We start from the raw sequence: 17,556 nt of genomic DNA on the forward strand, positions 1-17,556 counted from the left end.
CTGACGTTCGTGACAGCTGGGGCCGTCAGCCTCCGAGTTGCTTCTTCAGCGCTTCGAGCACCGCAGGGTCCTCGATCGTCGACGGCACTGTGTACTTCTCGTGATCAGCGATCTGACGCATCGTCTTTCGCAGGATCTTGCCCGAGCGGGTCTTCGGCAACGCCTCCACTACGGTCACGTCGCGGAACGTGGCAACGGCACCGATCTGGTCGCGGACCATCTTCACCAGTTCCTGGCGCAGCGTTTCGTGGTCGATGTCGACACCGGCCTTGAGCACGACGTAACCGGACGGGCGCTGCCCCTTGAGTTCGTCTCGGATACCGACGACGGCGCACTCGGCGACCGCGGAATGCCCCGCGACCACGGCCTCCATGCTGCCGGTGGAAAGGCGGTGCCCGGCAACGTTGATGACGTCGTCGGAGCGTCCGAGCACGAACACGTAACCGTCCTCGTCGATGAAACCGGAGTCACCTGTCAGGTAGTAGCCGGGGAAGGTGTCGAGGTACGAGCGGCGGTAGCGGTCGTCGTCGCGCCACAGCCCGGCCAGGGTGCCGGGCGGTAACGGCAGACGCACGACGATGTTGCCCTCCGTGTTCGCCTCGACCTGTTTGCCTTCCGCATCGACGATCTCGACGCGATATCCCGGGACAGGAACGGTGGGGGAGCCGGCCTTGAGCGGCATCGGGTCGAGTCCGCGCAGGTTCGCGGCGATGGCCCAGCCCGTCTCCGTCTGCCACCAGTGATCCACCACGGGACGCTCGAGCACCTTCGTCGCCCACTCGTACGTGTCCGGGTCGAGTCGCTCCCCGGCCGCGAACAGCGTCTGCATCGAGGAGATGTCGTACTTCTCGAGTTCCTCTGCGTTCGGGTCTGCCTTGCGCACGGCCCGGATCGCGGTCGGCGCGGTGAACAGCGCCTTGACCCCGTACTCGGAGATGACCCGCCAGAATGCGCCGGCGTCGGGGGTGCCGACGGGCTTGCCCTCGTACATCACCGTCGTCGCGCCCACCAGCAGCGGTCCGTACACGATGTACGAGTGGCCGACCACCCAGCCGACGTCGGAGGCCGTCCACCACACGTCGCCTGCAGCGATGTCGTAGATGTTGCGCATCGACCAGGTGAGCGCGACCGCGTGACCGCCGTTGTCGCGGACCACGCCCTTCGGCTTCCCGGTCGTGCCCGAGGTGTACAGGATGTACAACGGGTCGGTGGCCGCCACGCTGACCGGGTCGGCCGGGGATGCGTCGGCGGCCAATTCGTCCCAGTCGAACCACGCCGCTGCGGAAGCCTTGTAGTCGGCTGCCGAACCGGGAATCTGCTCGCGGTCTTTCACGATCACGGTGTGCGGGGGAGTCTGCGACAACTGCACTGCCTGCTCGACCATCGGCAGATACTCGATGGTGCGCCCGGGCTCGAGTCCACCGGAGGCGGTCACCAGCAGGACCGGTTGCGCGTCGTCGATGCGGGTGGCGAGTTCTTTCGCAGCGAAACCGCCGAAGACCACCGAGTGGACCGCGCCGATGCGCGCGCAGGCGAGCATCGAGATGGCAGCCTCGGGGATCATCGGCATATAGATGATCACGCGGTCGCCGGGGGCGACGCCTTGATCGCGCAGGACGCCGGCAAACGTGGCCACCTCGTCGAGTAATTCCGCATAGGTGTACGTGCGCTTCGCGGGTACCATCGCCGAATCCCAGATCAGCGCAGGGCGGTCGCCGTGACCGGCCTGGACGTGCCGGTCGAGAGCATTGACGCTCGTATTGAGGGTGCCGTCCGGGAACCACTTGTACGACGGCGCCTGCGCGTCGTCGAGGGCGCGTGTCGGAGCGGTGTCCCACTCGACTCCCTGCGCGGCGGCGAGCCAGAACGCCTCCGGATCGTCCACACTTTGCCGGAACGCGTCCTCGTACGAGCTCATCGGTTCGTGTCCTTCCTCGACATCGACGTGATCGCGACCACCCTATTCGACCCGGTGCGCGGGCAGTGGCCGGATGGCGCGCATCTGCGCCCGGTGGTACCGATCGGTCGATGAACGGACGTACCGTGTGACCATGTCTTTGCTTGCGGAAGATCTGCTGCTTCTCGCGCTCGACGACGAATCCGGCAAGTCGATCGTCGACAGCATCACCTTGCCCCGTGTGCTCGCGGGCGCGGTGCTCCTCGAGCTGGTGCTCGACAAGGTCGTTCTCCTCGATGAAGAGGGGATGCAGGGCAAGAAGGGCAGGGTCGTCGTCGGTGGTGCCGCTCCCGCCGACCCGGTGCTGGCCGACGCGGTGGCGCTCCTCGGAGCGCGCAAGCCGATGAAGCCGGCCGCGGCCATCGAGAAGCTGAGCAAGAACCTGCGTGACGTCGTGCTCGAGCGTGTCGTGGCGAACGGGTGGGTGCGCGAGGAACGCGGCAAGGTCCTCGGTCTGTTCCCGACGCGGCGGTGGCCTGCCGTCGACGAGAGTCATGAACGGCAGGTGCGCAGCGAGCTGTATTCCGTACTGGTCGACGGGGTGACGCCGTCGCCGCATACGGCATCGCTGATCTCGTTGCTGTCGGCCACGAAGCTGGCACCGAAGATCTTCCCGGATGTGGACAAGAAGCGGATTACGGAGCGCGCCAAGGAAATATCAGAAGGAGAGTGGGCGGGTAAGGCGGTTTGTCAGGCGGTCGATGCGGTGAACACCGCGATCATCGTGGCCGTCACCGTACCCGCGGTGGTGGCGAGCAGCTGAGTGACCGCGGTCAGGTGGGTAGTCCCAGATTGCGGAAGCGGGCGATCCGTCGGCGGTAGCGATCGTCGGCGGACTCATCCGTGAGGGAGGACAATTCGCGCGCGACCGCAGCGCCCACGCGTTTGAGGAACCCGATCGGATCGTCTGCGGCATCGTGGTATTCGGGTATGACCCCGTCGACGATTCCGTCGCGCAGCAGATCCCGGGACCGGATTCCCTGCGCCGCAGCCATCTGCGGGGCATGAGTGGTGTCGCGGTGCACGATCGCGCTGGCGCCCTCCGGGGGCAGTGGCGCGAGCCAGCCGTGTTGCGCACACAGCACCCGGTCGGCGGGCAACAGCGCGAGCGCGCCGCCGCCCGTGCCCTGGCCGAGCAACACCGACACCGTCGGCGTCGGAAGCGTCACCAAATCGGCAAGGCAGCGGGCGATCTCGGGTGCGAGACCACGTTCTTCGGCCTCCTTCGACAGGGCAGCACCGAGTGTGTCGATGACGAGGACGAGCGGAAGTTGCAGTTCGTCGGCGAGCCGCATCGCGCGCCGCGCCTCCCTCAACGCTCCCGGGCCCATGGGTTCCGCCGCCGACTGACCACTGCGATCCTGACCGAACAGCACACACGACACACCGCGGAATCGTGCGAGCGACAACATTACGGCGGAGTCGGTTTCGCCCTCGCCGGTGCCGGAGAGCGGTACCTGCGCCGACGCCGCGTGTCGCAGGAGCTGACGGATCCCGGGGCGCTCGGATCGACGGGTGAGCATCACCGACTGCCAGGCCGGAATGTCGGGTACCTCGTCGACCTCGGTGAGTGCGGTCTCTGCGGACGTGTCAGGGCGATCCGGTTCGACGAGAACCCTCAACAGCCGGTGCACCACCTGCCGCATGCCCCCGAGTGGGATCACTCCGTCGATCACGCCCCGGCGATGGAGGTTCTCGGCCGTCTGCACTCCCTCGGGGAAATCCTCCTGGTACAGGGCCTTGTAGACCCGCGGCCCGAGGAATCCGACCAGTGCACCCGGTTCCGCTGCGGTCACGTGCCCGAGCGACCCCCACGACGCGAACACCCCGCCCGTCGTGGGATTGCGCAGATACACGAGATAGCCCAGGTGCGCCGCCTTGTGTGCTGCAACGGCCGCGGCGATCTTCACCATCTGCACGAAGGCGAGCGTGCCTTCCTGCATTCTCGTGCCGCCCGACGTGGGGGACGCGAGTAGGGGGAGTCCTTCCGCGGTGGCGCGCTCGATCGCCGAGACGATGCGTTCGGATGCCGCGACACCGATCGATCCGGCGAGGAAGGCGAATTCGCAGGCGATCAGCGCGACCGGGCGTCCGTGGACGGTGCCGACGCCGGTGAGTACCGACTCGTCGACCCCGGACTTCTCAGCGGCACGTTCGAGCTCGGCGCGGTACGAGTCGTCGGGGTGGACGTCGATCGGTGTTTCGTCCCACGAGACGAAACTGCCCTCATCGAGCACCGCATCGATGAACTGCTGTGCCGAGATTCTGGTGCGAGTCACGTGGCCTCCTTGTCCGTCGGGTCACTCGATGGTGCTTACCGGCCGAGCGCTTCCTTCCAGGTCACAGTACGACCGATGCGCAGGATCGAGCGCTGGTAGATCTTCGCGGCCACCATGGCGAGGGCAGCGGTGACGAGGATCATCAGCACGATCGTTCCCACGATCTGGAACGGCGACGCGACACCCGCTGCGATCCGCAGCGGCATGAGGATCGCCGAGAACGGCGGGATCCAGCTGAGCACCGTGCTCCACGTGGCCTCGGGGTTGTCGATCGACGAGAACGCCGCGAAGAACATCGCGAGAATGATGAACATCAGCGGTCCGGAGGTGGCGTTGACGTCTTCCTGACGCGACACCATCGATCCGGCCGCGGCGTAGAGCACCGCGAAGAACGCGAATCCGAGGACGAACCAGCCGAGCGTGCTGGCGAACACGCTGATCGCGGTCCCGGTGATGGTGAGGGTGTCGGTGGCCAAGGCGGCGCCGACGCCGACGGCTCCGTAGGCCGTGAGCTGGAGCAGGCCGACAGCGCCGATGCCGAAGATCTTGCCCCACAGCAGCTGCAGTGGGCGCAGCGTCGACAGCAGCAGCTCGACCACGCGCGACGACTTCTCCTCGACGACGCCCATCGCGACGTACATGCCGAACATCAGGATCTGCATGTAGAGCAGGATGACGGCGATGATCGCCAGGATCATGCGTTCGCCCTGTTCGGCGTCGGGTGGATCGATGGCTTCGACCGTGACGGTCGCTGCAGCGGTTGCGGCCGCGATGTCGGCCGGATCGATACCCTGGTCGGTCAGTGCGGCAGCCTGCGCCTCCTGCGCGACCGCGGTATCGATCAGCGTCTTCAGGGTGGTGTCGATGTCGGATTCGGTGAGGACGACGACACTGCCGTTGTCGCCGGGAACCAGGGCGACCTCGAGTTCGCCCTCGGTGACCTGTGCTCGGCCCGTGTCGGCGTCGGGAAGTTCGGAGATATCCAGGGGGCTCCCCGTCGCCTCGCCGAGGGCGCCGAGGGTAGCACTCAGACTCGACCCTCCGACGACGCCCACGGTAGTGCGATCCTCGTCGCCGCCGCCGAATATCGACATCGCGACGATGCCGACGACGATCGCGACCAGGATGATCCCGTTGCTGATCAGGAAACTCTTCTTCTGGACCTGGGTCTGGAATTCACGGCCGGCGACGAGCGCGATGGCACGCGGCGTGGTCAATGGGGCGCTCATGCGGCAACCACCTCTCGGAACAGGTCGGTCAGGGACGGCTGGTGCAGTGAGAACTCATGAACGGGACCGGTTTCCAGCGCGGTCTTCAGGATCTGCTGGTCGTCGACACCGGGCAGGACCGCCAGGACGGTTCGCTCGCCGGTGTGCTCGACGGTCGTGACACCCGGGAGCCCGTCGGCCCATCCGGTCGGAGCTTGGGGGGCGTGCACCACGAGCCGGGATTCTCCGCCGGAGCGCAGTTCGTCGACGGTTCCCACGGCGCGCATCCGACCCTTGGAAATGATGCCCACACGATGGCACAGACGTTGCACCAGATCGAGCTGGTGGCTCGAGAAGATCACGGGTACACCCTCGTTCGCCTTCTCGACCAGAACCTCACTCATGACATCCACGGCGACGGGGTCGAGCCCGGAGAACGGCTCGTCGAGGACGAGAACCTTCGGGTCGTGTACGAGCGCGGCGGCGAGCTGGACGCGTTGCTGATTGCCGAGCGAGAGTGAATCGACCGTGTCGCCGAGTCGTTCGGAGATTCCCAGGCGCTCGGTCCACCGCTGCACCGCGTCGGATGCCTCCGACTTCGACAGTCCGTGAAGTTGCGCCAAGTAGGAAAGTTGCTTCCCCACCTTCATTTTCGGGTACAAACCGCGTTCTTCCGGCATGTAGCCGATGGTGCGGCGCACGTCGAGGTCGACGGGGTTGCCGTCGAGCCGGACCTCGCCGGAGTCGGCGGCGAGGACACCGAGGATGATGCGCATCGTGGTGGTCTTGCCTGCGCCGTTGCTGCCGACGAAACCGAACAGTTCGCCCGGGCGGACGTCGAAACTTGCCCCGTCGAGAGCGACTGTGCTGCCGTAGCGTTTCGAAAGATTGTCGATTGTCAGGGTCATGGCTGGTCCTCCGGGTCGTCGTCGGGGCGGTTCCAGGCGAGCAGGACGGCGGGTAGGCATCCGCTGAGCAGTATCGATGCGAGCGCGAATCCGCCCGCCGAGTACGCAAGTGATTGGTGGTCGAGAGAATCGATCGTCGAACCGAATATGAGGGCGAAAATCGGTATCAGTAGCAGAGTCTGGGCGACGGACAGGCCGATGGACCGGGCGCTGTTGCGTTCGGCGATCTCGCGTTCGTCGAGGGCGTGGCGTGGCGCGTCGGACTGGCGTCCGGACACGACCTGCAAGCACGTCCAGGTCGGTAGGAACGTCAAGGTGACCGGAAGCCAGGCGATCGCGGCAAACATCGTGAAGTACGACGTGATCGCAACGACGAACATGACGGCGATCAATGCGGTGACGGTGGCCGCGAGGATGCGGCGACGGTGTTGCGTGCGCCAGCCGGGCAGCCAATGGGCAGTCAGTTCCTCGTTCTTGAGGAACCGTCGGGTGCGGCGGGCCTCGTAGCGATCGAGCATGGACTGCGTGGGCATGTCAGGCCTCCTTCCGGGGCTTGTAGAGCTCGGTCGACAAGGGGGTGAACTCGGTGCGGGAGAAGACGGCCTCCACGGGCAGCGAAAATACGTCGCAGATACGGAATGCGAGGTCGAGGCTCGGGTAGTGGTTGCCGCGTTCGAGCGCGCCCACGGTTTGCGGGTTCACGTCGATGAGCTCGGCCAGTTGCGCGCGGCTCATGCCACGTTCCGCGCGCAGGACGCGGATGCGGTTGTAGATGGGGAGCGTTTCCCCACGGCGTACCGGACTCATGGAACAAAGTGTTGTGAAAACACAACGATTTGTCAATAGAAGCATGCAGTCTGGTTGGCTGGTGCGTTCGATCAGCTTACGGTTTCGGGCATCCGAGTCTGCGCCACCCAGCGTCCGTGGCTCTTCGAGATGGTGATGGAGTGATCGAAGCAGTGACTGATGTTGGAGGTGGTGAGGACATCGGATACCGGCCCCTGCGCAACGATCAGACCTTCCCTCACGAGAACAGCATGAGTGGTCGTAGTGGGAATTTCCTCGAGGTGATGAGTCACGAGGATGCTGGAGCGGTGCGGGTCCCGGGCGCGAAGCTCGTCGAGCGAGGTCAGAAGTTGTTCGCGTGCAGCCAGATCGAGGCCTGTGGCCGGTTCGTCGAGCAGTAGCAGCTCGGGCTCGGGCATGAGGGCACGGGCGATAAGCGCTCGGCCCCGCTCTCCCTGGGACAGGTTCGGCCACAGCAGATTCAAGCGAGATCCCATCCCTAGCGCGTGGACGAGCTCCTCGGCGCGCGCGATGTGCGCGCCTGTCGGTGCCCACCGGGGGAGGAACTCGGGCGTGTTGGTCAGGCCGGTGAGAACGACATCCCTGACGGTCAAAGGGGCTCGGACCAGGTGTCGCGGGTTGACGTGACCGATGTGTGTGCGCAGTTCCCGCATGTCGACCCGTCCCAGCCGGTGCCCGAGGACGTGGACGGTGCCTGCCGTGGGATGCGCCATCGCTCCCAGCAGCGAGAGCAATGTGCTCTTACCGGCACCGTTGGCGCCCAGTAACACCCAGTGTTCGCCGCGCCGAACCTGCAGCGTGACATCTCGGAGGAGGAACCTGCCGTCACGAACCAGGTCGACCGACTCGACACTCACGACGGGAATGGACTTCTCCACTAGCTGTCACCTTTCCGGAGTATGCGCAGGACGGGATCGAGATTTGCTGCCGTTGCTGCGACGGCAGCATCCGCATCTCCGGATTCGAGTGCACGGACGAGGTCGTCGTGGGCGCAGTGGGTGTCGGGTCGGCCGGGCACGTTGTCGACGAGATCGGTGAGCGCGTCGAGTAGTTGGGGCCGGATCGATTCGAACAGCGCGGACAGAATCGTGTTGCCTGCGATGTCGAGGATTGCGGCGTGGAAATCGAGATCCGTGGCGACGAACACGGAGCTGGGTTCTGCACGGCTTTCATGTCTGCGCACCAGATGTGCGCGCAGGCGGTCGAGGTCCTGTGGTCGGGCCCGTTCGGCGGCGAGTCGTGCCGCCTCGATCTCGAGGGCGCGTCGGACTTCATACACTTCGAGCAGTCGAGCACGACTCAGGAGTCGGTCGAGTCCCGTGTTGCTCGCGACAGTCCGGGCGACGAATGTTCCGACTCCGTGCCGGACATCGAGGAGACCGTCGCGGGCCAGCAACCGTACGGCTTCGCGCACCGACGACCGCCCGACGCCCAGCTCGGCGGCCAGTTCCGCTTCGCTCGGGATGCGGGTTCCGACTGTCCACCTCTCGGCCCGGATGAACTCGGTGAGGAGTGTCTCGAGCTGCGGAACGAGTGGTCCGTTTCGCAGCGTGTGTCGTGCAGTCACGCCGACGAGTGTAACGAAGACATCAGAGGTCTGAGGACTTGCGGTCCGACGCGTCGTTGCTCGAGCTTTCGACGGTAGGTGAGCTCAGAGCCCGGGGATCCGGGGCAACTCGGGCAGGGGGAGCGGCGGGGGCGGAGGAAGCGTGGGCAGCTGGATCTGTGGCAGACCGGGAATGAGCGGGGCAGGTTCCGGCGACGGCGGCGGCGGTGCCGACGAGTCGGCCGGCGTAACACTCTGCGGCTGGGGGACGACAGGCGCCTGTGCCGGACTCTGTGTCTGCGGCGGATACGTGGTGGCCGCCTCGGTCTGCGCGGGGATCGTCGGCACTTCGTCGACCGGCAGCGGGGCGACTGCCGGAGGTGAGACCACTTCTGTGGTGAGGGTGGGCTGCGGCGGCGCTATTTCCCGCGCCGCCGGTGCCTGCGTGTTCTGCTGCGTGACGACGGGCGGTGCGTCGCCTTCCGAGCCCTGCAGTAGGACGACGCCGAGTCCGACCGCAGCGACCACCGCGATGGCACCGCCGGCCAGTACGAAGGTCTTTTGTTTCCGCTGCCCGTCGGCCGCGGCGTTGTGTGTCGGTGCGGACGTCCCGGGGCCGTCGAGGGTGTCGGTGGACTCGCGCGTGTTGTCCGTTGACGGTATCTCCGCCGGCGATACCACCGCGGCAGCGACCTCGCCGGTTCCCGGACCAGCGAGCAGCGCCGCACCCTCCGCGGCAACCAGCTCGGGATGTGCGGGCACGATCACCGGAACGTCGAGCCACGATTCCATCACGGACGCGACCAGCGGAATGTGTGCACCGCCGCCGATCAGGACCGCGGCGTCGGGGCTGCGTCCCGAGCTTCGGATGACCTCACGAGCGAGGCGGGCCGACGTCTCCACGGGGTCGTCGATGAGCGAATCGAAACTGTCCTGTGAGAGCAGCAGCAGACCGCCCTCGCCTGGCAGACATACCGCGCCGTTGGTGGACAGCTGCTCCTTCGCATCGCGGCACCTCGCGGCGAGAGCGCGCTGCGCTGCCGCGTCGGCGGGCTGCGTGAAGCGGTGCAGTTCGAGTTGGTGGTCGAAGATCAGCCGGTCGACGAGGTCGCCACTGATCTGGTCCGAACGAGCAGTACTGAGCACTATCGAGGTGGTTCGATCGACGACCGTCACGGTGAGGCCGGAGCTGCCGAGGTCGTAGAACACGAGCGTCTCGGTGTCACCGAGCTCTCCGGACGTCTCCAGCATCTGCAGGGCCGCCGTCACTTCGGGAACCAGTTGGACGTTACTGATCTCCAGCCGTGCCATCGCGGCGTGGACGACGTCGGCCTGCGTCTCGTTCCGATATGCGACGCCGATGGCCTGCACCTCGCCGATTTCGCGGGTATCGGCGAGTAACGTTTCGATGGAGTCGGCGACCAGTTCTTCCGGCCGTTCCAGGGTCGTGGTCACCGAGCGTGATCGGAATACCGGGCTGTCGAGGCTCTCGGCTTCACGGCACGCGAAGCGCACAGCGCTGGCACCGACGGATACGCCGAGAACTGAAGTCATGACGACAACTGTAACGGTCCGGTTACGGTCGCGCGCATGAAGCGGGGACGGCTATCGGGCGCCGTGCGCTTCGTCAGACTCCGGCGGGTGCGAGCACGATGTCGAAACGCGCCCGTGCCCAGCTGCGGTCGCTGAGGCTGCGGCCGTCCGGAGTGGGGGTGCCGGGCGACTGCGCGTCGAACTGCTTGATCAGTGAGTCCTTGACGCCGAAGACGCTGTCGCCGATCTCGATCTGTGGATCACCGTCGACGAAGATGTGGGTGACCAGGGTGCGCAGATCGTCGGCGGTGACCATGAAGTGGAGGTGTGCCGCGCGGACAGGGGAGCGTCCTACGGCCGCGAGCATCTTGCCGACCGGTCCGTCGTGCGGGATGGGGTAGGGCACCGGTGTCAGGCCCCAGAATCGGTATTGCCCCTTGTCGTCGGTGAACAGGTGCGCGCGGCCGGCAATTCGTTCGTCGGTGTATTGCACGTCGTAGTACCCGTCTTCGTCGCACTCCCATACTTCGATGCGGGCGTCGGCCACGGGGTTGCCGTCGGTATCGGTGACGGTGCCTTCGATCCAGCACGGCTGTCCCGTTGCGCCGCCGGCAATGTCGCCGCCGAGCGGGATCTCGGGGGCGTCGTCGACGAAGAACGGGCCGAAGACCGTCGCGTCGGTGGCGCCCTTGTGGGCCTGGTTGTTGACGGCGATGGTCTGCATGGATGCGCCGAGCACGTCGGAGAGCAGGACGAATTCTTGGCGTTTGTCGTCGGTGATCTCCCCGACGGCGGTGAGGAACTCGATTGCCTTGCTCCATTCTTCTTCCGTCAGGCGCACGTCGCGGATGAACGCGTGCAGGTGCCGGGTCAGCGATTGCATGACGTGTTTCAGACGCGGATTGTCGGCGGCGTCGAACGAGGAGACTACGGTGGCGACGAGTTCGTCCTCGAGGGCTTGCTGTTCTGGGCTGATCGGTGTTTCGGTGTGGGTGGTCATTTTCGGTGTTCCTTTCACAGCACGGTGTTCCTTTACAGCACAGGGGTTTCGCCTGCGTGGGCCGCGCGCAGGAGCGCTTCGAGATCGGCGGCGGTCACCGGACGAGGGTTCGAGTCGGGAACGAAGGGCAGAATCAGCTCCACGGCCTCAGGAATCCAGGCCTCGTCGAGTCCGTAGTTCTTCAAGGCTCGGGGGGCGTCGAGCGCGACCCGCAGAGCGTCCAGTCCCGCGACGGCGGTGTCGGTACCGAATGCGCCGGCGATCCTGTGTTCCGCCTCGGGCGCGGCGGGGGCGTTGAACGCGAGCACGTAGGGCAGGACCGTGGCATGGGTTTGGGCGTGGGGCAGGTCGTAGGCGCCGCCGAGGACGTGGCAGATCTTGTGATGCAGACCGGATCCGGCCGAAGCGAAAGCGACCGCGGACAGGTATGCGCCGTACAGAGTCTGTTCGCGTCCTCTCAGGTTCTGCGGATCGTTCTTGATCGCGGGCAGCCCCTCGGCGAGCGCCCGGATGCCCTCGGCGGCCAAAGCACGGTTGATCGGGTCGGTGCGCGGCGCCCACATCGAGTCGATGCAGTGGGCCATACCGTTGAGGCCGGACGCGACCGACAGTTCCACCGGCAGTGACAGCGTCAGGTGCGCGTCGTAGATCACCGTGACGGGCAGCACCCGGTCGTCGACGCCGGTCGTCTTGCGGGCAGCCTCGGTCAGGCCCCACACATTGGTGGCCTCGGAGCCGGCGTATGTGGTGGGTACCGCGACGATCGGCAACCCCGTTGTCAGCGCAACGGCTTTGGCCAGCCCGGTGGTCGAGCCTCCGCCGACACACACCAGCAGGTCGATCGAGTGCTCCGCCGCCGCCGCGCGGGCCGATTCGGCCTTGGCGATCGGCACGTGCGGGGCGACGTCGTCGTGGAAGAGGGTCCCATCGATGTGTTTCGTGACTTCTTGGGCCACAGGGACTTCGGACGGTGAGGCGATGACCATGATGCGTCACGCGCCGAGCCGGGTCACCTCCGCTGCGAGGTTGTCGGCGGCGCGCCCCGATCCGAACAGAACACGTTGGCCGAGGGTGACGTGATCGAAAGTCGGACTCACGGGAGTGGCTCCTTTCATCGGGCTGCGACCGGCGTGCGGTCGAGGGTGGTCAGGTGCAGCCCGTCGACAATGGTGTCGAGCGAGGCCCGCAGTGTTGCCGCATCGCAGGCGGTGGCCGCGACGTAGAAATCTGGGCGCACGATCACGAAGTCGGCGCCGATCTCGTCGAGCCACTTCTCGTAGGTGCCGTCCACGTCGACCACATCGCAGTTCGTACCCGCTGACCCGATCCGGACACAGCGTCCGTCCAGGTCCTCCCACGCTCGGCTTTGTTCGTCGGTGAGCACCTCGGCCGGGAATGCACCGCGGCCGATCACGGTCCAGCCTCGGCCCGCGACCTCGTCGAAGCGGCCCCGTCGTCCGTTCGCCTCCACGATGCCCTGGACGGAGAGTTCCCCGGCGTGTGCGTTGCCGGCGAGCCACAGTCCCGGGCCCAGCGAGGCCATGTCGGTGTCGACCGGGGTGCCGTCGGAGGCGGCCAGTTCGGTGATCATCTGCTGGTCCCGGGCGGTCGCCTCGTCGGCGTCGGCGATGCAGATGATTTTGCCCAGGCGCATGGAGAAGTCGATGTAGTGCTGGACGTGTCCCTTGCGTTCGGTGCCGTAAGAATCGAGTACGTCGTCGCCGGACTTGCCCGACAGCACGAGATCCAGACGCCATGCCAGGGCCACCGAATCCCGAAGGCCGGCGCACATGCCCTCGCCGGCGAACGGCGGCATCAGATGTGCGGCATCGCCTGCGATCAGTCCGCGGCCGTTGCGCCAGTTCTCCGCCCACCGTGCCTGGAATCGGTAGACCGCTGAACGTTCGAGTTCGGCGTTGTCGGGAGTGACGCCCCACGGCTCGAGCAGGTGCCACGCGGACTGCTCGGAGGCAAGTTCGACGGGGTCCTCCCCGGGCAGCACCATGTACTCCCAGCGGCGGCGGCCGGGGCCGCCCGGGACGATCGTCGTCGGCCGGGCCGGGTCGCACAGCTGCCAGTGCGTCGGGCCGAGATCGAGACCGGAAGTGTCCGGCATGATCATGTCGAGGATCAGCCAGTCGAAGAAGAACCCGTGGTCGGCGAACTCGAGGCCGAGCGCCGTGCGGACGAAGCTGTTGGCGCCGTCCGCCCCGACGACGTATCGAGCTCTGATCACCTCGGAAACCTGAGTGCCGTCTGTGCCGGTGAGCTGCCCGGTCAGCGTGATCCCCTCGTCGTCCTGCTCGAGATCGGTAGCGAACCAGCTGCGTCGCATCGTCACGCTGGGCAAGGTCGCGGCGACGTCGCGCAGTCGCTTCTCGAGTTCGGGCTGGGAGAACCAGTACCGCGTGCGCCAGCCGGATGGTGCGATCGACTTCCAGTCGACTTCGAGGAGGGTTTCTCCCTCGGCGTTGCGCCAGTGATAGAGGTCGTCGTGGTACTCGACCGCCGGGTCGTTGTCCGAGTCGATGCCCAGAATCGAGAGGATGCGGGCGATTTCGTGGTCGTAGGTGACCGCGCGGGGCTGTTCGTACGGTGCGGGCCATTTGTCGACGATCGTCACGCGGTGACCGCGTTGGCCGAGCAGCACTGCCAGCAGCGTGCCGACGGGGCCGCAGCCGACCACTGCTACGTCGGCGTCGTACGCGAGGTCTGCCCCGGGGTGGGACGTCCGTGTGTCCGTCATCGCGAGCTTCCTTCTGTGGGTGATCTGGGTCATAGTGACGATCCGATAATGACACAGGACTCAATATTGAGCAATGCCTCAGTTATGAAAGATGCGTCATGCGCCACTTCCGTGCGAGCTCGGCAGTCGGCGCGATCACGTAACGTTTGCGACGTGCCCGCAACGACGAACAGCTCCGCGACGCCCGCATCGACGTCGCGTCACCAGCGTCGGCGCGAGAAGACTCGAGCACGTCTGATCGATGCGGCCCGGACCCTCGTCGCAGAACGCGGCGTGGATGCTGTGGGTCTGTCGGACATCACCGAAGCCGCCGACCTCGGGGTGGGTACGTTCTACAACTACTTCCAGTCCCGAGACGAGATCGTCGAGGCTGTGGCCGAGGCGTCGATCGAATCACTCGGTGCCAGAATGGATTTGATGACAGCCGGGATGGACGATGCTGCCGAGATCTTTTCCTCGTCGTTGCGTCACCTCGTGCGTCATGCGATCAGCGACCCCTTATGGGGATGGTTCGTGGTGCGACTCGGTGTCGCTCACCCCAAGCTCATCGACATCCTCGGACCCCGGGCTGCGCGTGACCTGCGTCAAGGTGTGGACGCCGGACGCTTCACCATTGCCGATGTGGATATGACCACGGCGTGCGTCTTCGGTGCCTTGCTGTCGACCCTGCACTACGTGATCTCCGCGCCGGTACAAGATGGCATCGACGAGGTATTCGCTCAGGCGATGCTCTGTATGGTCGGCGTCACCCCCGGTGAGGCGCGGGACATCGCCGCACGGCCATTACCTGAGCTCTCGGACGTGCCGAGCACTCGATAACGTGGGTCCCGACCATGCAGTCGAGCAACGCCTCCGCATCGAGGTCCTTGCGAATGCCACCGGCGCCGATGCGCTCACCCAGCACGCGCGCCGCGCTGACCATAGGTCACACAAAAAGTTCTAGTCCTCGTTGAAGCCGTGGAGACGGTCCAGCTCGCGCCGCTCCTTCTTGGTCGGCCGCCCCGCACCACGATCGCGGCGCGGAATGGAAGCCAAGACCTCCTTCGGAGGCGGGGGAGGGCTGTGATCGATGTACGTCGTCGCCGCGACCGGTGCGCCCACCCGCTTGTTCACGAGCTGCGCGACCTCGACGATCTTCTCCACTCCGTGTACGCGGACCCGCACTTCGGCGCCGATCGTGACCGGCGTCGACGGCTTCGCGGTGACCCCGTCGACCCGCACGTGCCCGCCCCGGCATGCACTCGCCGCAGCCGAACGGGTCTTGAACAAGCGCACCGACCACGTCCAGCTGTCCACCCGGACACTTCCGCTCATCTACAGCAACTCCTCGCTCAGTCGTCCGTCATCGAGCATCCACCTGCGCGTGCTGCGCGTGGTCTCCAGCATGCGACGGTCGTGCGTCACCAACAGCAGAGTTCCGTCGAAACTCTCGATGGCCTGCTCGAGCTGTTCGATCGCAGGCAGGTCGAGGTGGTTGGTGGGCTCGTCGAGCACCAGTAGGTTCACCCCGCGCGCCTGCAGCAGCGCGAGACCCGCGCGGGTGCGTTCCCCCGGCGACAGCGATGCCGCCGGCCGGAGGACGTGGTGCCCCTTGAGAGCGAACTTGGCGAGCAGCGTCCGTACCTCGGCGTCGGGCCAGTCGGGAATTTGCTGTCCGAACGCCTCGACGAGCGGCTCGTCTCCCTCGAAAAGTGCTCGCGCCTGGTCGATTTCGCCGATGAGCACTCCGGAACCGAGGGTGGCACGCCCCGAATCCGGTGTGAGAGTGCCGAGGAGCATGCGGAGCAGAGTCGTCTTCCCGGCACCGTTCGGTCCGGTGAGGATGATCCGGTCTCCCCACTCGACCTGTGTGGTGACGGGGCCGAGTGTGAAATCGCCGCGAGTGACGACCGCGCCGTCGAGCGACGCGACCATCGTGCCGCTGCGCGGTGCCGCAGCGATCGACATGCGCAGTTCCCACTCCTTGCGTGGCTCCTCGACCACGTCGAGGCGTTCGATCCGCCGTTGGGTCTGTCGCGCCTTCGCGGCCTGCTTCTCGGTGGATTCGGCGCGGACCTTGCGTCCGGCCTTGTCGTTGTCCTTGGATTTGCGTCGCGCATTGCGGACGCCGTGTTCGAGCCAGTTGCGTTGCATCTGCGCGCGATCCTCGAGCGTCGATTTCGTATCGGAGTACTCCTCGTACTGTTCGCGGGCGTGACGTCGCGCGACGTCACGCTCGACGAGGTACGCCTCGTAACCCCCGTCGTACACCGAGATCTGTTGCTGTACAGGGTCGAGTTCGACGATTCCCGTCACCGTTCGCGCCAGGAACTCTCGGTCGTGACTGATGACCATCAGTGCGATGCGGGTCTCGGAGACGAACTGTTCGAGCTGTTCGAGCCCGGCCAGATCCAGATCGTTCGTCGGTTCGTCGAGCAGCAGCACGTCGTAGCGCGACAGCAACAGGGCCGCGAGGCCGGCGCGGGCGGCCTGCCCGCCCGACAGACCGTCCATCGGCGCGTCGAGACCCACGTCGAGGCCGAGATCGGCGACAACCTTCTCTGCCCGTTCGGCGAGATCGGCGCCGCCGAGCGCAAGCCACCGTTCGAGTGCGGGGGTGTAGTCGTCGACCTCGGAGACACCCAGAGCTTCGGCTGCCGCGTTCATGGTGTGTTCGGCGTCGGCGACGCCGGTGCGGCGCCCCAGGAAGCCGAGGATCGTTTCGCCGGGCACACGCTCGGGTTCCTGCGCGAGATAGCCGATCGTCGCGTCGGGAGGGCTCAATGTGACGGTGCCGGTGACATCGGCGCTTCCTGTACCTGCGAGGGTCGTGAGCAGGGTCGACTTTCCGGCGCCGTTGGCGCCCACCAGGCCGATCACGTCGCCGGGTGCGACCGTGAGGTCCAGCCCGTCGAACAGGGTGCGTTCGCCGCGGGAGGCCGACAGGTCGCTGATACGTAGGGTTGCGCTCACCCCATGATTATCGCCGTCGCGATGAGTTCGCCGTCCGGCGCGGGTCGGTACCGGTATGACCACACCCACTGTCACCACCACCATCGACTCTCGATACGGCGAACCGGGCGCCGAACCCACGCCGTGGCCCGAGACCGAGGAACTGTTCGCATCTGCACCGTTGTACTGGGTGAGCACCACCCACACCTCCGGCCGACCGCATGTTGCACCCCTTGTGGGCGTCTGGCACGACTGCGCCTTCCACCTGGCGGTCGGCCCGGGCGAGCAGAAGGCGCTCAACCTCGTACGAGACCCCAGGATCGCCGTCACCACCGGACGCAACGAGTGGGATTCCGGCGTCGACGTGGTCCTCGAAGGTGAAGCCGCCCGCGTCACCGACCACGACACGCTCACCGCGATCGCTGCCGCCTACTTCGACAAGTACGGCGAGGCGTGGCGCTTCGAGGTCGGCGACGAGGGCTTCGGCATTGCCGACGAGTTCGCGTGGGTGTTCCGTGTCGAGCCACGCAAAGTGCTCGCGTTCGCGAAGAAACTGCACGGGCAGACCGCCCACAGGTTCCGCTAGATGGATCAGGCTCCTGGCCTGCCCCATGTGTGGTGGTGCTGTTACTGGGCGGGAG

At 66.2% G+C, this 17,556-nt stretch carries 16 protein-coding genes and 1 pseudogene; 3 read left to right on the plus strand and 14 right to left on the minus strand.

What is annotated here, in order from left to right; all coding sequences use genetic code 11:
* Positions 1 to 25 precede the first annotated feature (25 nt).
* Positions 26 to 1,918: a propionyl-CoA synthetase gene (locus tag ACFWB0_RS04395; protein WP_378489210.1), complete on the minus strand. Its 1,893-nt coding sequence runs from the start codon at positions 1,916 to 1,918 to the stop codon at positions 26 to 28.
* A 133-nt stretch (positions 1,919 to 2,051) separates the two neighbouring features.
* Here ACFWB0_RS04395 and ACFWB0_RS04400 point away from each other — a divergent pair, with 133 nt between their 5' ends.
* Positions 2,052 to 2,720, plus strand: coding sequence for a GPP34 family phosphoprotein (locus tag ACFWB0_RS04400; protein ID WP_378489211.1), 669 nt, complete (start codon positions 2,052 to 2,054; stop codon positions 2,718 to 2,720).
* A gap of 10 nt (positions 2,721 to 2,730) precedes the next feature.
* Here the strand turns inward: ACFWB0_RS04400 and ACFWB0_RS04405 are convergent, their stop codons facing one another.
* The 11 genes and pseudogenes from ACFWB0_RS04405 to ACFWB0_RS04455 all read right to left on the minus strand — a co-directional run bounded on the left by ACFWB0_RS04405 (position 2,731) and on the right by ACFWB0_RS04455 (position 13,984).
* A complete protein-coding gene (locus ACFWB0_RS04405; RefSeq protein ID WP_378489212.1) occupies positions 2,731 to 4,236 on the minus strand; it encodes a carboxyl transferase domain-containing protein in 1,506 nt (501 codons plus the stop codon).
* A 35-nt stretch (positions 4,237 to 4,271) separates the two neighbouring features.
* On the minus strand, positions 4,272 to 5,465 hold the full coding sequence (locus ACFWB0_RS04410) for an ABC transporter permease (protein ID WP_378489213.1): 1,194 nt from the start codon (positions 5,463 to 5,465) through the stop codon (positions 4,272 to 4,274).
* Entirely contained in the window at positions 5,462 to 6,352 is an 891-nt protein-coding gene (locus ACFWB0_RS04415) for an ABC transporter ATP-binding protein (protein ID WP_378489214.1), read from the minus strand. Before ACFWB0_RS04415 ends, ACFWB0_RS04410 begins: the two co-directional genes overlap by 4 nt.
* Positions 6,349 to 6,885, minus strand: a complete 537-nt coding sequence (locus ACFWB0_RS04420) for a hypothetical protein (protein WP_378489215.1) — start codon at positions 6,883 to 6,885, stop codon at positions 6,349 to 6,351. Before ACFWB0_RS04420 ends, ACFWB0_RS04415 begins: the two co-directional genes overlap by 4 nt.
* Position 6,886: 1 nt before the next feature.
* Positions 6,887 to 7,159: a helix-turn-helix transcriptional regulator gene (locus tag ACFWB0_RS04425; RefSeq protein ID WP_054806144.1), complete on the minus strand. Its 273-nt coding sequence runs from the start codon at positions 7,157 to 7,159 to the stop codon at positions 6,887 to 6,889.
* A gap of 71 nt (positions 7,160 to 7,230) precedes the next feature.
* Entirely contained in the window at positions 7,231 to 8,025 is a 795-nt protein-coding gene (locus ACFWB0_RS04430) for an ABC transporter ATP-binding protein (protein ID WP_378489308.1), read from the minus strand.
* A gap of 11 nt (positions 8,026 to 8,036) precedes the next feature.
* Positions 8,037 to 8,726: a FadR/GntR family transcriptional regulator gene (locus tag ACFWB0_RS04435; RefSeq protein WP_378489216.1), complete on the minus strand. Its 690-nt coding sequence runs from the start codon at positions 8,724 to 8,726 to the stop codon at positions 8,037 to 8,039.
* A gap of 84 nt (positions 8,727 to 8,810) precedes the next feature.
* The gene (locus tag ACFWB0_RS04440) at positions 8,811 to 10,259 is read right to left on the minus strand and encodes an Hsp70 family protein (protein ID WP_378489217.1); all 1,449 of its coding nucleotides are present in this window, start codon (positions 10,257 to 10,259) and stop codon (positions 8,811 to 8,813) included.
* Between the two features lie 73 nt (positions 10,260 to 10,332).
* Positions 10,333 to 11,238, minus strand: coding sequence for a dioxygenase (locus ACFWB0_RS04445; protein ID WP_378489218.1), 906 nt, complete (start codon positions 11,236 to 11,238; stop codon positions 10,333 to 10,335).
* Positions 11,239 to 11,270: 32 nt separating this feature from the next.
* Positions 11,271 to 12,335, minus strand: a pseudogene (locus tag ACFWB0_RS04450) (maleylacetate reductase).
* Positions 12,336 to 12,349: 14 nt separating this feature from the next.
* Positions 12,350 to 13,984, minus strand: coding sequence for a bifunctional 3-(3-hydroxy-phenyl)propionate/3-hydroxycinnamic acid hydroxylase (locus ACFWB0_RS04455; RefSeq protein WP_378489219.1), 1,635 nt, complete (start codon positions 13,982 to 13,984; stop codon positions 12,350 to 12,352).
* Positions 13,985 to 14,137: 153 nt separating this feature from the next.
* Here ACFWB0_RS04455 and ACFWB0_RS04460 point away from each other — a divergent pair, with 153 nt between their 5' ends.
* Positions 14,138 to 14,803: a TetR/AcrR family transcriptional regulator gene (locus ACFWB0_RS04460; RefSeq protein WP_378489220.1), complete on the plus strand. Its 666-nt coding sequence runs from the start codon at positions 14,138 to 14,140 to the stop codon at positions 14,801 to 14,803.
* Between the two features lie 120 nt (positions 14,804 to 14,923).
* On the opposite strand, the gene ACFWB0_RS04465 is transcribed toward ACFWB0_RS04460, so the two are convergent.
* Positions 14,924 to 15,298: an RNA-binding S4 domain-containing protein gene (locus ACFWB0_RS04465; RefSeq protein WP_378489221.1), complete on the minus strand. Its 375-nt coding sequence runs from the start codon at positions 15,296 to 15,298 to the stop codon at positions 14,924 to 14,926.
* Positions 15,299 to 16,936 carry an ABC-F family ATP-binding cassette domain-containing protein gene (locus ACFWB0_RS04470; RefSeq protein ID WP_378489222.1) on the minus strand — a complete coding sequence of 546 codons (1,638 nt, stop codon included), beginning with the start codon at positions 16,934 to 16,936 and terminating at the stop codon, positions 15,299 to 15,301.
* A gap of 55 nt (positions 16,937 to 16,991) precedes the next feature.
* On the opposite strand from ACFWB0_RS04470, the gene ACFWB0_RS04475 reads away from it, so the two are divergent.
* On the plus strand, positions 16,992 to 17,501 hold the full coding sequence (locus ACFWB0_RS04475) for a pyridoxamine 5'-phosphate oxidase family protein (protein WP_378489223.1): 510 nt from the start codon (positions 16,992 to 16,994) through the stop codon (positions 17,499 to 17,501).
* Positions 17,502 to 17,556 lie beyond the last annotated feature (55 nt).

This window comes from Rhodococcus sp. NPDC060086, assembly GCF_042730275.1.
Classification (GTDB): Bacteria; Actinomycetota; Actinomycetes; order Mycobacteriales; family Mycobacteriaceae; genus Rhodococcus.